This window comes from Pseudoalteromonas sp. MMG010 (assembly GCF_018100905.1).
GTDB lineage: Bacteria > Pseudomonadota > Gammaproteobacteria > Enterobacterales > Alteromonadaceae > Pseudoalteromonas.
Window position 1 is genome coordinate 373,705 of sequence record NZ_JAGJEG010000002.1, and the last position, 14,954, is coordinate 388,658.

The window sequence follows — 14,954 nt, forward strand, 5'->3', positions numbered from 1 at the left end:
ACTTTTCATTGCATAATTTATTTATGCAATTTCAATCTTATTGGCTAAACTTAAAATTACTTTCTACTTCTCCCATTGAAATTGAAAGTTTTCCCTATTCGGCCCCTAGCCATTTTGTGCCCAAACCTGCTTTGGGCATTTTTATTGGTCTTGCAAATCAAACTCTGTAATATGTCCAGCCCCATGAAGCAGCCTATAACGTGCTAAATCCCCTTGCTGTAAATCGATTAAACTAATAGCAGAATCGCTAACTAAATACTTTTGCCCTTCCCCCACTGTTTGGTGTTTATCCACTTCCATATGCCAGCGTTTGGTAAAAAAGTTTAGCGGACTTTTAGGGCCATATAAAATTGAATCTAATTTATCGAGAATATTAATTAATTTACGCGGAAATTCATTTTTAATACCACTGGCAGTTAATTGCCAAATTCTATTGGGGTGATCTTTAAAACGTTTTTGCACGGAGAAACAAAAAGAGTAGTGAACGTCCCCAGATAAAATAAGTGTTTCGCTTGGTGTATCATTGCGTCTAAAGGTATCTAATAGCTTTTTTGCAGAGCCTTCATGTGCCATCCAGTTTTCTACATCAACCATTAATGGTTGTCCGCACATATTAAATAAGGCTTGTATTGCTTCTATCGATTTAACTCCAAATACGGGGGCCGCAGAAACAATAATGACTTTATTATGGCTTAATAAGCTTTCTTGCAATTCAACTAATCTTTCCCAATCAAGTAGGCCCGAGGGTTCATTAAAATTACTTTCATTGCGCCAACGGTGTGTTCTGGTATCAAGTACAACCACTTTGGGAATTGTAGAAAGCTCATAATGCCAATAATTAAATTGATTCAATAGTGTATCGAAGTCTTTAAAACACCAAGTATTGTCTATAAGGCAGCCTTTAAACGGTGAAAGCAAAGACTCCGTTTTAATAAGTGCGTCATTCCCCATTCCCTGAAACAGCCAATAACTTGTTAAGCCATTATTTATAATTCGTTTACTACTGTGATTTTGGTTTATTGCTTGTTCCCAACCCGCCGTTAAATTCCAATCATCAGTCACATCATGATCATCAAAAATCATCAAGCTAGATACATTCGCAAATAATTGCTCTACTGACTTTAAGCCAGTAATAAACTCTGTTAATGCCTGTTTTTCTAAATCAAAAATAACACGATACTTAGGATCTGAACCTTTATAATTTAACTGCTCTGTATTAATTAATTGCCACACACTCGCACTAAAATTTAAAACATATAATGCAATAAATTCTTCAAAATGAATTAAATGGTTAAACGCTTTAACACTCGAAAAATGTGGTTCATCTTTTTTTAACCAATAGCCAACACCTAATTTAGAACGATTTTGCCAAGGGGTTTTTGGTAATAAATTTTGGCGATTATAGAGTTGCAGTTCAATATCGTTGGGTAAATTGAGATCCAAAGGTTGTTCTTTGTATATTCCTAAAACATTAATAATCTTATGAATTGCCAATAACATAGGCCCAGCCACATCATCAGCATAAATTTGATCGCCGCTGAGTAAAAGCAATTGCGCCCCAACCTCATTATCACTGCGCTGTTGTGCATGCCAATGACTTGCTGTAACCAAGCTATCTTTTGCAGGATGATGAGCATTTCTACATGAGCCATGTAAAATTGAGGTTAGCTGTTTTCCTATCACAAACCCTAAAGAGTCACAGCCTTTTAAACACCAAGGCGTTGGATCGATTAATTCATAATTAATATATAACGAATATTCTAGTAAAGTATCTACAGGAAAGCTGCCATTGACTGGCTTTATAATTAAAAAATGAAGAAATAAGTGAGTACCTAATGCAATACTTTCTTGCTGACTATAACTTTCAAACTGCGTTAATTCAATCTTACAAACCAACGCTTTAGTAGTGATAAGTTGAATACAAACATAGTCAGTTTCAACACGACGCACCATAGGTCCCATCAGAATATCAGGTAAGTGCATCGTCTTGTGATTCATATTTAAACTTGCTTTGCCAGTTTAAATAAAGAGTAAAAGTTTTCTGTTGTCGCATGTGCTAATTCATTAAAACTAATGCCTTTTAACTCACTAATATAATAAGCAACATCTTCAACATAAGCGGGTTGATTCGTTTTTCCACGATACGGTACAGGTGCAAGATAGGGAGAATCTGTTTCGATGAGCAAACGATCTAGCGGGAGTTGCTTTACAACCTCTTTCAGTTCAACTGCATTTTTAAAAGTAACAATCCCAGAAATTGAAATGTAAAACCCCATATCAATCGCTTTTTTTGCCATATCCCAATCTTCTGTAAAGCAATGCAAAACACCACCACAATTCTCTGCATTATGTTCACGCATTAAATTTATTGTGTCTTGACGTGCATCACGGGTATGAATTATTAATGGTTTTTGTAACTCATTTGCCACTTCAATATGGCCAACAAAGCTAGCTTGTTGCACGCTATGGGTATCTTTACTGTAATAATAATCTAAACCAGTTTCACCAATCGCGACCACTTTATCATGCGATGCTAATTCAATGAGCTGTTGCTTATTAAGGGCATCTTTCTGATCCAATGGATGAACACCACATGATGCAGAAACATCTTTGTAAGCATTAATTTTTTCAAGCATGGCAGGAAATTGCTCGAGTGTGACACTCACACATAAAAAATGTTCAACCTGTTTTGCACGGGCATTATCTAATACTTGATCTAAATTTAAGTCGAGCTTTTCAAAATCTAAACGATCTAAATGGCAATGAGAATCTACAATCACAATATTTTCTTTCTTCACATGGTATAAGTCGGGTTAGCAGAGTTTAACATAGTCCCTAATAACTTTTCGATTTTGATATTAAGATTCGTTTTATCATCAATAAAACTAACACCAATTCCTGGAGGATTGGAACTTTGCGCGCCTTGTGGGGTTATCCAAGTAACTTTACCTGTAACAACATCATCCTCTAGTGCATCAGGGAGTGTTACTCTTAAAGCTAAAGAATGTCCGATATCATAATGCATATTAGTACGGACAAATAACCCACCCTTTTTTACAAAAGGCATATAACAGCGATATAATTCGTCTGTATCTTCAATATCTACTAATAACTCTTGCACACTCTCTCCTAATTTATTCTATTTTACGTAAGCAGTAGGCTAATTTAGTAATCGCTAAAGGTAAATTTAACCCAAGTACTTGATTACTATTTTTTGAAAACTCAGTAAGTGTTTGTTGTAGGTGTTGATAAGTATCGTAATCATTTACTGTTGCAAGCTTATTTTTTACTTCTTGTGTTAAAAATAATATAAAAATCTTTATTAATTCAGGCTGCTTATTAATAAGCACAATTAAGTTATCAAAGTCTTCTAGTTGTGTAAAATTTATAGCTAATTCATACAACTTTTCAATGTTTTCTAGTTGTTCTAATTGCTGCCATTGCGAAATTAACAAAGGTTGAGTGTAAAACAAACTTAGCGCAGGTGAAATAGGAATATTTAAAGATGTTAACCAACTTTGCGATAAATGTGTATCGGTCACCGCTATAGGTGTTTTAACACACCGACTCAATACCGTTGCAGGTAATAGTGAAGGCTGGCTTGTCGTTAGTATTAAATAACGCCTATTACTAGGCTCTTCTAATGTTTTTAATAACGCATTAGCTGAAGCCGTTGTCATTTTGTCGGCATTTTCTATCACCGCAACTTTATTCCCATTTTGTGCTGATGAGTGATTCATAAACTCACTAATCTTTCGAATATCATCAACACCAATGCTGTGACCATTTGCCTGAATTAATCGTTTATCAGGATGAGTACCCGCTTTGGTTAAACCACAACTTTTACAATGACCACAAGCGACTAACTTGCCAGTTCCCCCACTTACTTGGGAAGTTATATTTTGACATAACAAAGCATCTGCAAGTTGTTCAGCTAAATAAAACTTCCCAACCCCCACTGAACCACTAAAAAGCTGAGCATGATGAAAACGTTGTGATACAAAGCTTTTAGCTAAACGTAATTCAACATTGTGCAGCCAAGGTAAAGACATATTATTTTAACCCTTGAAAAAACTCAGTTAACACACGAGTAATATCATTGTGTACCAAAGATATAGGTTGATTTGCATTCACTGTTTTTATATTTTCATCGGCATTCGCTAACATAAGGTAGCGCTCACGCGTACGGGTGAAAAAGCTGACGGCTTCTTGCTCTATACGATCGAGTTCACCGCGCCCTTTTGCTCTTTCAAGGCCAACAACAGGGTCTATATCAAGATAAATCGTTAAATCGGGTTTTAAACCTTTTAAAACCATGTCAGATAATGAATTAAGAGTATCAGCACAGATACCACGCCCACCCCCTTGATAAGCTTGTGAAGAGAGATCATGACGATCGGCTAACACCCATTGATTGTTTGCTAGTGCCGGATTAATTACATTATGTAGTAATTGCGAGCGCGCCGCATACATAATTAACAACTCAGTTTCAGGCGCCACCTGCTCGCTATGTTCAGCTTTAACTAAAGTACGCAACGACTCAGCTAACGGTGTACCCCCAGGTTCACGAACATTAATAAAATTAATATCATTTTGATTCAAAAATTCCTGACATAATGAAATAGCAGTTGATTTACCTGCTCCTTCAAGCCCTTCTATAACAATAAACTTTGCTTTCATAAAAATTTAATTCTTATTATTTAATAAATAGTTTCTTACTGCCGCATTATGTTGCTCTAATGAGACTGAAAATTGGTGACTTCCATCGCCATTACCTTTTGCAACAAAATAATAAAACGATGATGTAGTTGGATTAACCGCTGCAAATATAGCGGCTTCAGATGGCATCGCAATAGGTGTCGGTGGTAGCCCATTAATACGATAGGTATTATATGGCGTATACTCTCGTAAATCTTTACGTTTAATATCCCCATCATAACGCTCACCTAACCCATAAATCACAGTCGGATCTGTTTGTAGTCGCATATTTTTATTTAGGCGGTTTATAAAAACGGATGCAATCGTTGATCTTTCACTTGCCACACCCGTTTCTTTTTCAATAATCGACGCTAAAATGAGTGCCTCGTAAGCATTATTTAAAGGTAAATCACTTTGGCGTTGCTGCCATGCTTGCGATAATACATTGTCCATTTTGCTTCTGGCCCGTTTTAATACGCTACTGGCCGTATCACCTTTGTGATAATGATACGTTTCAGGAAAGAGCCAGCCTTCCAAATTCTCTTCGTTATTTGCAATCTGAGTCGATAAGTTATTTCTATCTAAATCATCGGTCAGTTTATCGTGTTTAGTAATATTGGCGATCACTTCGTTGAGTGTTTGCCCTTCGATAATTGTAAAACTAAAGCTAATTTGCTGACCTTGATTTATTTTTTTTATATTTTGTATAATCGACTCATTAGTCAATTCATAAAGGCCTGCTTTTAAGTCAGTCAACCTTGGATTTAACTTGGCCATCAGTTGATAAGGTAAGCAATGTTCAAGCCAGCCATTTTTTTGCCATTGCATGCATAACTGATTAAAACCGATTCCTTTTTTTACTTCAAACTGCGTGGCTTTATCTACATTAAGCGGTGCAAATAGTGCCGTTTGCCACTGCTGGTACACAACACATAATACAACTAAAATAGCGATACACGTAGAAAGTATGATCTTTAACACTGGCTCTCCTTGGCTAAAAGTTGTTTAAATATCAATACGCTATTACTCACATTAAACTGACAATCTAAAATACAATTCACAGCCACTACTTCCATTAAACTATTACAAATAAACACCCCATCGGCTTGAAGTACATCATTTAAAGAAAGGGTTTTAAATTGAATCAATAACTTATCACATAATGAGCGCAGATAAACCCCATTAATCCCGCACTCATTAAGCAAAGGGCTATAAATTATGGAATCTTTTATAATAAAGATATTAGCAGCAGAAACTTCAATTATTTGGTTCTGCTGATCACATACCAGCACATCATCGTAAGGCACATTTTTCATATCATTTTTAATTAATACTTGCTCTAAACGATTTAACGTTTTTAAACCAGCCAGTAAAGGTTGCGATGCTAATTTTATATTACTAACACCTAAGCTAATGCCTGTTTTTTGTAGCGAATGGTAGTGTTCTGGGAATTGAGTAATCGTTAATACGATAGTTAAATGGCAGCTTTTTGGGCTAGCATAGCCACGACCACCTAAACCACGTGTAATAACGATTTTTAGCACACATAAAGTCTGAGTGGCTATGTATTTTCCAATACGGGCTTCTAAGTGTGCAAAGTCAATCTCAGGAAAATCTAACCGAGAAGCACATTCTATTAATCTACTTTTATGAAGTGCCCATAATTGCACAACGCCATTAACGACTTTAGCCGTAGTAAAAAAGCCGTCCCCATAATTAAAACCACGGTCTCTTACATTAACGCCGCTATTGTCATTTGTTAATATTGTTTGAGTATTTTTATGCATAAAAAAAAACCCAGCTAAACAACTGGGCTCTTATCATTGAATCGTTGTTAAAAAGTATTATACCTTTTTAAATAGTAACGAGCCATTAGTACCACCAAAACCAAATGAGTTACATAAAGAGAACTCTAGTTTTGCATCTCGGGCAGTATGGGGAACATAATCTAAATCACAGCCTTCATCAGGGTTATCTAAATTAATAGTAGGTGACACTTTTTGTTCGGTTAAAGATAAAATAGAAATGATAGATTCAACAGAACCGGCAGCACCTAATAAGTGGCCCATCATCGATTTAGACGAACTTACCATTACATTTTTAGCCGCATCGCCAAAAATACTTTTCACTGCTGAGGTTTCAGCTTTGTCACCTGCATTAGTCGATGTACCATGAGCATTGATATAACCAACTTGCTCAGCATTAACTTGTGCGTCATTTAATGCATTTTCCATTGCTAACGCAGCGCCAGCACCATCTTCAGGCGGTGAGGTCATATGATAAGCATCACCACTCATACCAAAACCAACCAGTTCAGCATAAATTTTTGCACCACGTGCTTTGGCATGCTCATATTCTTCAACAACCACCACACCCGCACCATCTGAAAGCACAAAGCCGTCTCTATCTTTATCCCAAGGACGAGATGCAGCTTGCGGATCATCATTACGTGTAGATAAAGCACGTGCAGCATTAAATCCACCCATCCCAATGGGTGTACACGCTTTTTCTGCGCCACCTGCAACCATCGCATCCGCATCGCCATATGCAATCATACGTGCAGCATGGCCAATATTATGCAAACCAGTAGTACATGCCGTCACAATTGATATATTCGGTCCACGAAGGCCATGCATAATCGACAAGTGACCCGAAATCATATTAATGATAGTTGAAGGCACATAAAACGGAGAAAGTCTTCGCGGTCCACTATTAAGTAATTTAATGTGGTTTTCTTCAATTAAAGATAACCCACCGATACCCGAGCCCACAGCAACACCAATACGTGCTGCATTTTGCTCGGTGACTTCTAAACCAGAATCTTGTAATGCCTGAACACCAGCAGCAATGCCATATTGAATGAATAAATCCATTTTTTTAGCATCTTTTGCTGGCATATAAGCAGATGCATCAAAATCATTGATCAAACCTGCAAATTTGGTTCCAAATTTAGTTGTATCAAAGTGGCTAATTGTTTGAATGCCACTTTTACCATCTAATAAACCTTGCCAGGTTGATTGCACATCATTACCTAGCGGCGTCAACATTCCTAAGCCTGTTACAACAACACGACGTTTAGCCACGGTTTGCCTCCATTGTGGGAATTACGAGATATCCAAGCAACCTCAAAGTGCGAGTCACAAATACAACAAAGCTACCGCTTAAATAGGTATAAGCATTGATGAGTATTAGTGTGATTTGTATCATGAACTTTGAGGTGGTTTGGATAGATAAACAAAGGGCAGCGAATGCTGCCCTGTGTATGCTATTAATTACTCAGCGTGAGCTGTAACGTAATCGATTGCAGTTTGAACTGTAGTGATCTTTTCTGCTTCTTCATCAGGGATCTCTGTATCGAACTCTTCTTCAAGAGCCATTACTAATTCAACAGTATCTAGAGAATCTGCACCTAAGTCATCAACAAAAGAAGCTTCGTTTTTAACTTCTTCTTCTTTAACACCTAGTTGTTCGATGATAATTTTTTTTACGCGTTCTTGAATATCGCTCATTCTTTTTTCCTTTAATAAAAACGCCAATGCGTTATTTTCAGATTGTCGCGTAGTTTACGCGGCATAATTCTCTGATTCAATGATTTGACTGTAAATAATTGTCTGGTCAAACCTCTGAATGTCTATTTAATCATTTATCGCTTATTTTAATAGCGATTTCAAGTATGTTTAAAGCAAGTTCACAAAAATTTCAATCTATTTAAATAAACTAATTAAACATATTTCAATATTTAAAGCTTATAAAAAGCATTAAACCATGTACATCGCACCATTTACATGCAAAGTTTCACCAGATACATAAGCAGCCGCATCAGACGCCAAATAACACACTGCTGCAGCAATTTCATCAGGTTGCCCTAAACGCCCAGCAGGTACATTGGCAAGAGTTGCAGATTTTTGATCTTCCGTTAGCTCATCAGTCATATCTGTTTGAATAAAACCAGGTGCAACCACATTAACAGTAATGCCACGAGAGGCGACTTCGCGAGCTAGCGATTTAGAAAAACCAATGACCCCTGCTTTCGCTGCTGCATAGTTCGCTTGGCCCGCGTTCCCCATAGTACCGACAACTGAACCAATATTAATTATACGACCATTTTTCTTTTTCATCATTGGACGTAACACTGCTTTTGATAAACGGAAAATTGAACTTAAATTAGTATCAATAATATCATCCCATTCACCTTCTTTCATACGCATTAATAAATTATCACGTGTTATGCCTGCATTATTAACTAATACATCAACATCACCAAAATCAGCTTTAATTGCGGCAAGTGTCGCTTCAATAGAGGCAGGATCAGTGACATTCAATGCATAACCTTTACCGTTATCAGCTAAATATTCACTAATTTTTTGTGCACCGTTTTCACTTGTTGCTGTACCAACTACTGTAGCGCCTTGAGCAACTAACGTATTTGCAATTGCTTTGCCAATACCACGGCTAGCGCCTGTGATCAGCACAACTTTACCTTCTAAAGAAAATAGATTCGTCATATTAAATACTCTTATTTTGCTGCTTCTATAGCTGCAGTATCGTTTACTGAGCCACATACCAATGTTTTATCAATTCTTTTCGCTAAGCCCGTTAATACTTTACCAGGACCAAATTCATAGCTTTGCGTAATACCTTGCGCAACAAGTGTTTGAACTGTTTCTGTCCAACGTACCGGGCTGTATAGCTGACGTACTAAGGCATCTTTTATTGCATCACAAGAGTGTTGTGCTTTTACATCTACATTATTAAACACATCACACGTTGGTGATTTTAAAGTTAAAGATGCTAAATCGTTTGCTAATTTTTGCGCTGCAGGCTTCATTAGTTCACAATGAGAAGGTACGCTTACAGTTAGTGGCAGAGCACGTTTAGCACCCGCGTCTTTACATGCCTGAGAGGCTCTATCAACGGCCGCTTTGTGACCTGCAATAACAACTTGACCAGGTGAGTTATAGTTAACTGGAGAGACAACCTCTCCTTGCGCCGAACTCTCACATGCTTCTTTTATTTTATCATCATCAAGACCAATAATCGCAGCCATAGAACCTACACCCGTAGGTACCGCTTCTTGCATATATAGTCCGCGTTTTTCTACCAGCTTTACAGCCTCGCTTAAGCTTACAACATCACTACATACTAAAGCCGAATATTCACCTAAGCTATGTCCGGCCATAACAACGTCAGTATCTGGATTAATAGCGCGCCATTGGCGATATATAGCAACACTTGCAGTTAATAAAGCAGGTTGAGTACGGTGGGTTTCATTTAAGTCTTGTTCAGGGCCATTTAAAACTAAATCAGCTAAATCATAACCTAAAGCATCAGATGCTTCTTTAAATGTCGCTTTAACAACAGCAGATGAAGCTAATAATTCACTTAGCATACCAACACTTTGAGAGCCTTGGCCTGGGAAAAGAAGTGCAATTTTTTGTGACATAGTTTGCTCTTTTTATTTAACAATTTTTATTTTGTATATTACTAATCTTTAATCATTAGCAATATCATTATCTGTGATTTGCTGTTTTTCAAACATAGCAGCTATTTTATCAGGTAGTTGGCGTTCAACTTCGCGTACAGCCTCATTAATTGCCTCATTAAACGCTTTTGCAGAGGCATTACCATGACTTTTCACCACAATACCGCGCAATCCTACCAGAGAAGCACCATTATACTGGTCGGGGTTCACCCTTTTATAGAGTTTTTTTATTATTGGAGCCAACATAAATGCTAATGATTTATAAATTAAATGCTTTTCCAATGCTGAACTAAACTTTTTCATAATAAGTTTAGCAATCCCTTCACAGGTTTTTAAAGCCACATTGCCGACAAAGCCATCGCAAACAATTACATCCGCTTTCCCTGTAAAAATATCACTACCTTCACTATAACCACTGTAGTTTAAATGTGGGCATTGTTGCATTAATTGAGCGGCACGTTTTATCTCATCGTGACCTTTAATATCTTCTGCACCGATGTTTAATAAACTGACTTTAGGGTTATCACAACCAAGAGCTTGGCCAGCCACAACAGAGCCCATAATACCAAATTGATAAAGGGTTTGAGCATCACAGTGAACATTGGCACCGAGATCAAGTAAATAAACAGGATTTTTTTTCTCAGTAGGAACAGCAGAAATTAATGCAGGACGTTTTACACCTGGTAGCATTTTCAATACGTAATGCGCCATAAAGAATAACGCGCCAGTATTACCTGAACTCACACAAGCTTGTGCTTCCCCAGATTTAACTAAATCAAGCGCAACACGCATTGAAGAGTCTTTTTTAGCTCTAACAGCACTGGCAGGTTCACAAGCATTAGTTACAACTTCACTACAATGGCGAATAATTAATCGAGGATGAGAAACAGAATCGAAATTGGCAAGTCTTTGGGTTAAAACTTGTTCATTACCACACAAAATCAACGTCAAGTTGGCATGGGAATTTACTGCATTTATTGCAGCGGGGATAGATGAACGGGGGCCGTAATCGCCCCCCATCATATCTAACGCAATGGTTAGATTAGTCAGCATAAAAGCAATCTCTTAGTTAGAAATTACTTGAACGCCTTTGTAGTAACCGTCAGCAGTTACATGGTGACGACGATGAGTCTCACCTGAAGTTTGGTCAACTGTTAAAGTTGGACCGTTGATCGCATCGTGTGAACGGCGCATGCCGCGTCTTGCACGAGACTTTTTGCTTTTTTGTACAGCCATTAGTCTTCTCCTAAGAATCTTTCTTAAGTTGTTTCAAAATATCAAATGGATTTGGTTTATCATCTTCTGCTTTTAACACACCAAAGCTGGCAGGCTTTGCTGAGTAATTACACGAAGCTTCGTTGTGTGTAGGCACTATAGGCACTGCTAAAATCAACTCGTCTTCGATTAACTCAAACACATTAATTTCACCATTTTCATCAAGCGCTACTTCATCGTAGACTTCTGGAAGATCATCTGACTCAGCATCCAAACCAATTGGCGAATACATAAAGTCTTGATCCAAATCCAACCCTAAATCATCATTGCAACGTTGACAAGTTACAGTTACGTGTGTCGACAAATTGCCTTTAATCACAACTAAACCTTGCTCATCATATTTACACTGAATTTTTACCGCTATTTCACCTTCTTCTTCCTGTACAACACCTCGTAAACGAGCAAGTTTCTCAAGCGGTACAATACCATCGTATGATAAACGGTGTTGCGCTGCTTTCCCAGGATGAAGGGTGATAGGAATTTTTACCTTTTGCATAGGGGCTGCATCATATAGATAGTTAGTTGGTTAGTCAAAATAAAAAACCGTTTTTACCTAGTTTTTCGCGTGTTTTCGTCTCAGATCTGATTTATCCTAACTGAAATGTATATTTTATAGGATAAATCGATGTCTCATCCGCTTATTTTAGCGTCAAGCTCGCCCTTTCGGCAGTCTTTATTAAAAAAACTTCATCTAGAGTTTGATACTTTTTCACCTAATATAGACGAAAGTGCACAACCCAATGAACTTCCCGAACAATTAGTTAAACGTTTAAGTTGGCAAAAAGCTAAAGCCGCAGAACAACATTTTAAAAAAGGGCTTGTGATAGGATCAGACCAAGTCGCCATTTTTGATAATCAAATTTTAGGAAAACCTCACAATAAAGAAAATGCAATCAAACAATTAAGTTTATTTAGTGGTCAAACAGTCACCTTTTTAACTGGATTATGTGTCTATGATATTGATACATCAAAATATAAAACAATTGTCGAACCCTTTAATGTTGTTTTTAAACACCTCAATCAAAAACAAATATCTGCCTATTGCGATATGGAACAACCCTATAATTGTGCCGGCAGTTTTAAAAGCGAAGGATTAGGTATAAGTTTATTTGAGAGGCTTCAAGGTGATGATCCTAATGCATTAATAGGTTTACCTTTAATTAAGTTATGTAATTTACTCAATGAATTTGGCATTGATGTTTTAACTTACAACAAGTAATTCAACGCTAACAATTCATCATAACCCATCGTTAAGACGCACAATAATAAATATAATCTAAATAATTGTATTAATGTGTGTTCTTAACTATATCTTTAATCTACTTAAGTTCCCATTATAGAAAAGAGATACAATGAATCTATCAATTAAAGCTCGGTTAATTATCGCATTAACCTTAATGACCGCTTTTGTTGCACTTACCGCTTTTAGCAGTTTAATATCTTTAAAAACGCTCGAAGAGCAAATTAATGCAATAACTGATGAAGCCGGTCCTACAATAGAAGAAACTGATGATTTAATTGCCACTCTTTGGGAGTCAGCCAAAGTAGCAAACGAAATATTAGCCAGTGAAGAATTAGATGAAATAGACACCCTTGCCACTGAGCTTATCGAGTTAGAAACACTTTTTACCGAAATAAACAAATCACTGCGCTCAATTGTTGATGATGAAAAATATAAAGCATTAATCGACCAGGCATTTGAAAAACATACTTCTTTCATCATCCATTCCAAAGACATGATAGCGGCCCACCGTTTAGAGTTATTAACTGAAATAAAAGCGAAAGACTTGTTAGTTCAATTTGATGCCCAAGGAGCTGAGCTAATCACTATTTTAGAAAAGTTTGCGAACGAAAATGAATCCGAAATGCAAACATCTGAAGATGCTGGCGACAGAATTATCGCCACGGGGGGTAGCGCAAAACAAGTGAACGACTTATTGGGAGAGCTTTTTGAGAAAGATTACCCAGTCGTGGAGGCTGCACTTAAACTGCAGCGCTTAATAATAGAAATGCAAGATACCTCAGGAGAGTACTTAGCAGAAGAAAATCCAAAATACCTAGCATCTATTTCGAATGAATTTAATGCCCTAGCAAACAACACCACCCCATTTTTTAATATTATTGTAGATTTAGCCGAAACCGAACAAGATACAATATATGCCAAGCAATTACTTTCACTGTTTTCTGACTGGAAAAAGCTTGCTTACGATGACGATCAACTTTTTGACTCCTACCGTACACAGTTACAACAAGAGTACAAAGCTGACGAATTAACTGAGCTGCTTGAAATAGATGTAGATAAAGCAGATGAAATTTTAGAAAAGATAGCAAAAACATCTGATGATTTTATGGAAAGTGCTGATGAAAGTGCTGCTGAGTATGTTGCTGGAGCGGTGACGATACAATTTGTATTTCTGTTTTCAGCAATTATTGTCGGCACTGTTATGGTATTCATTTTTGTTAGATTAATAATAATCCCAATCAATGAACTGTCAGACAGGCTTAATGATATTGCGCAAGGTGAAGGCGATTTAACGCAACGAGTTGATGATTCAGCAAAAAATGAAATAGGTCAATTAGCAACAGGGTTTAATGTTTTTATAGAAAAAATTCAAGGTTTAGTAAAACAAATCTCAAATTCATCGCAAGAACTAAATCAATCCGTCACTTCAATGGACTCATTACTGAACTCAGTCACAACCTCAATCCAAAACCAAAGTACTGAAACAGATTCAACTGCCGCTGCAATCAATCAAATGTCTTCAACCTCTTCTGAAATAGTCGCCAATATTGAAAATGTGACATCTTCTACGTCATCAGCTAATTCACAAGGCCAACAAGCAAAAAAAGTCGTTGAAAGTACAGTGAGTTCGATTCGTAATTTAGCACAAGAAATTCAAACCAGCACTGTGGTCGTAAAAGATTTAAATGAATCATCTAACGAGATTGGTGAAGTACTCACGGTTATCAGGGGCATTGCTGATCAAACAAATTTACTCGCACTCAATGCAGCCATAGAAGCAGCCCGTGCAGGAGAGCAAGGAAGAGGCTTTGCTGTTGTTGCAGACGAAGTGCGTACGCTGGCAGGTAGAACTCAAGTTAGTACTGAAGAAATACAAAAGATGATTGAAAAACTGCAAACAGGATCTGAAAAAGCTGTGATGAGTATGGAGAAAAACCAAAAAACCAGTGAGGTGACAGTAACACAAGCGGTTGAAGCGGGAGAGTATTTAGATAAAATTAGTGCTGCTATTACAGATATTGATGGCCTCGTTATGCATACAAACACCTCTATGCAGCAACAAAATGAAGCAACAGAAAGTATTAACGAAAGCATTAGCAGCATTGTTATTTCAGCGCAAGGCGTGTCTAAATCAATAGAAGAAACGAAAGAAAATGCCGCAAGCGTTAATAATTTGGGCAGTGAGTTAACCAAGTTAGTTAATCAATTTAAAATATAAAAGTGACATAATAAAAAAGGGTCTGAAATTTCAGACTC

Annotated in this window: 16 protein-coding genes; 2 read left to right on the top strand and 14 right to left on the bottom strand. The window is 37.1% G+C overall.

All coding sequences use genetic code 11. The features are described 5' to 3' along the window. Positions 1-141: 141 nt before the first annotated feature. From J8L70_RS04630 to yceD, 14 genes are all read right to left on the bottom strand, one after another. The gene (locus tag J8L70_RS04630; protein WP_211054305.1) at positions 142-1,998 is read right to left on the bottom strand and encodes an alkaline phosphatase D family protein; all 1,857 of its coding nucleotides are present in this window, start codon (positions 1,996-1,998) and stop codon (positions 142-144) included. 2 nt (positions 1,999-2,000) lie between these two features. Continuing rightward, positions 2,001-2,780 (bottom strand): YchF/TatD family DNA exonuclease, encoded by a 780-nt coding sequence (locus J8L70_RS04635; RefSeq protein WP_211054306.1) that lies wholly within the window; start codon positions 2,778-2,780, stop codon positions 2,001-2,003. Between the two features lie 14 nt (positions 2,781-2,794). Then, positions 2,795-3,121: a PilZ domain-containing protein gene (locus tag J8L70_RS04640; protein ID WP_211054307.1), complete on the bottom strand. Its 327-nt coding sequence runs from the start codon at positions 3,119-3,121 to the stop codon at positions 2,795-2,797. 13 nt (positions 3,122-3,134) lie between these two features. Continuing rightward, positions 3,135-4,052: a DNA polymerase III subunit gene (locus J8L70_RS04645; protein WP_211054308.1), complete on the bottom strand. Its 918-nt coding sequence runs from the start codon at positions 4,050-4,052 to the stop codon at positions 3,135-3,137. Between the two features lies 1 nt (position 4,053). Continuing rightward, positions 4,054-4,680, bottom strand: a complete 627-nt coding sequence (gene tmk / locus J8L70_RS04650) for a dTMP kinase (RefSeq protein WP_211054309.1) — start codon at positions 4,678-4,680, stop codon at positions 4,054-4,056. A 6-nt stretch (positions 4,681-4,686) separates the two neighbouring features. Continuing rightward, the gene (gene mltG, locus J8L70_RS04655; protein WP_211054310.1) at positions 4,687-5,679 is read right to left on the bottom strand and encodes an endolytic transglycosylase MltG; all 993 of its coding nucleotides are present in this window, start codon (positions 5,677-5,679) and stop codon (positions 4,687-4,689) included. Continuing rightward, complete coding sequence (gene pabC / locus J8L70_RS04660) at positions 5,673-6,485, bottom strand: aminodeoxychorismate lyase (protein WP_211054311.1); 813 nt, start codon at positions 6,483-6,485, stop codon at positions 5,673-5,675. The genes mltG and pabC overlap by 7 nt, the downstream gene beginning before the upstream one ends. Before the next feature lie 57 nt (positions 6,486-6,542). Next, positions 6,543-7,781, bottom strand: coding sequence for a beta-ketoacyl-ACP synthase II (fabF, locus tag J8L70_RS04665; protein ID WP_211054312.1), 1,239 nt, complete (start codon positions 7,779-7,781; stop codon positions 6,543-6,545). A gap of 189 nt (positions 7,782-7,970) precedes the next feature. Beyond that, a complete protein-coding gene (gene acpP, locus J8L70_RS04670; RefSeq protein WP_211054313.1) occupies positions 7,971-8,207 on the bottom strand; it encodes an acyl carrier protein in 237 nt (78 codons plus the stop codon). Positions 8,208-8,456: 249 nt separating this feature from the next. Beyond that, positions 8,457-9,203 carry a 3-oxoacyl-ACP reductase FabG gene (fabG, locus tag J8L70_RS04675; protein ID WP_211054314.1) on the bottom strand — a complete coding sequence of 249 codons (747 nt, stop codon included), beginning with the start codon at positions 9,201-9,203 and terminating at the stop codon, positions 8,457-8,459. Between the two features lie 11 nt (positions 9,204-9,214). After that, positions 9,215-10,141: an ACP S-malonyltransferase gene (fabD, locus tag J8L70_RS04680; RefSeq protein WP_211054315.1), complete on the bottom strand. Its 927-nt coding sequence runs from the start codon at positions 10,139-10,141 to the stop codon at positions 9,215-9,217. 48 nt (positions 10,142-10,189) lie between these two features. Further along, positions 10,190-11,233, bottom strand: a complete 1,044-nt coding sequence (plsX, locus tag J8L70_RS04685) for a phosphate acyltransferase PlsX (RefSeq protein ID WP_211054316.1) — start codon at positions 11,231-11,233, stop codon at positions 10,190-10,192. Between the two features lie 12 nt (positions 11,234-11,245). Next, a complete protein-coding gene (rpmF, locus tag J8L70_RS04690) occupies positions 11,246-11,416 on the bottom strand; it encodes a 50S ribosomal protein L32 (protein WP_004587686.1) in 171 nt (56 codons plus the stop codon). Between the two features lie 10 nt (positions 11,417-11,426). Further along, the gene (yceD, locus tag J8L70_RS04695; RefSeq protein ID WP_211054317.1) at positions 11,427-11,951 is read right to left on the bottom strand and encodes a 23S rRNA accumulation protein YceD; all 525 of its coding nucleotides are present in this window, start codon (positions 11,949-11,951) and stop codon (positions 11,427-11,429) included. Positions 11,952-12,080: 129 nt separating this feature from the next. On the opposite strand from yceD, the gene J8L70_RS04700 reads away from it, so the two are divergent. Both J8L70_RS04700 and J8L70_RS04705 read left to right on the top strand, forming a co-directional pair. After that, entirely contained in the window at positions 12,081-12,674 is a 594-nt protein-coding gene (locus J8L70_RS04700; protein ID WP_211054318.1) for a Maf family protein, read from the top strand. A gap of 133 nt (positions 12,675-12,807) precedes the next feature. Further along, positions 12,808-14,916 (top strand): methyl-accepting chemotaxis protein, encoded by a 2,109-nt coding sequence (locus J8L70_RS04705; protein WP_211054319.1) that lies wholly within the window; start codon positions 12,808-12,810, stop codon positions 14,914-14,916. The last annotated feature ends 38 nt before the right edge of the window (positions 14,917-14,954 follow it).

Bases quoted from the DNA above. Each gene is read 5' to 3' on its own strand.
- J8L70_RS04705 (WP_211054319.1), top strand. From the start codon at position 12,808: ATGAATCTATCAATTAAAGCTCGGTTAATTATCGCATTAACCTTAATG.
- fabD (WP_211054315.1), bottom strand. From the start codon at position 10,141: ATGTCACAAAAAATTGCACTTCTTTTCCCAGGCCAAGGCTCTCAAAGT.
- J8L70_RS04645 (WP_211054308.1), bottom strand. From the start codon at position 4,052: ATGTCTTTACCTTGGCTGCACAATGTTGAATTACGTTTAGCTAAAAGC.
- yceD (WP_211054317.1), bottom strand. From the start codon at position 11,951: ATGCAAAAGGTAAAAATTCCTATCACCCTTCATCCTGGGAAAGCAGCG.
- pabC (WP_211054311.1), bottom strand. From the start codon at position 6,485: ATGCATAAAAATACTCAAACAATATTAACAAATGACAATAGCGGCGTT.
- rpmF (WP_004587686.1), bottom strand. From the start codon at position 11,416: ATGGCTGTACAAAAAAGCAAAAAGTCTCGTGCAAGACGCGGCATGCGC.
- acpP (WP_211054313.1), bottom strand. From the start codon at position 8,207: ATGAGCGATATTCAAGAACGCGTAAAAAAAATTATCATCGAACAACTA.
- fabG (WP_211054314.1), bottom strand. From the start codon at position 9,203: ATGACGAATCTATTTTCTTTAGAAGGTAAAGTTGTGCTGATCACAGGC.
- J8L70_RS04630 (WP_211054305.1), bottom strand. From the start codon at position 1,998: ATGAATCACAAGACGATGCACTTACCTGATATTCTGATGGGACCTATG.
- J8L70_RS04700 (WP_211054318.1), top strand. From the start codon at position 12,081: ATGTCTCATCCGCTTATTTTAGCGTCAAGCTCGCCCTTTCGGCAGTCT.
- tmk (WP_211054309.1), bottom strand. From the start codon at position 4,680: ATGAAAGCAAAGTTTATTGTTATAGAAGGGCTTGAAGGAGCAGGTAAA.
- plsX (WP_211054316.1), bottom strand. From the start codon at position 11,233: ATGCTGACTAATCTAACCATTGCGTTAGATATGATGGGGGGCGATTAC.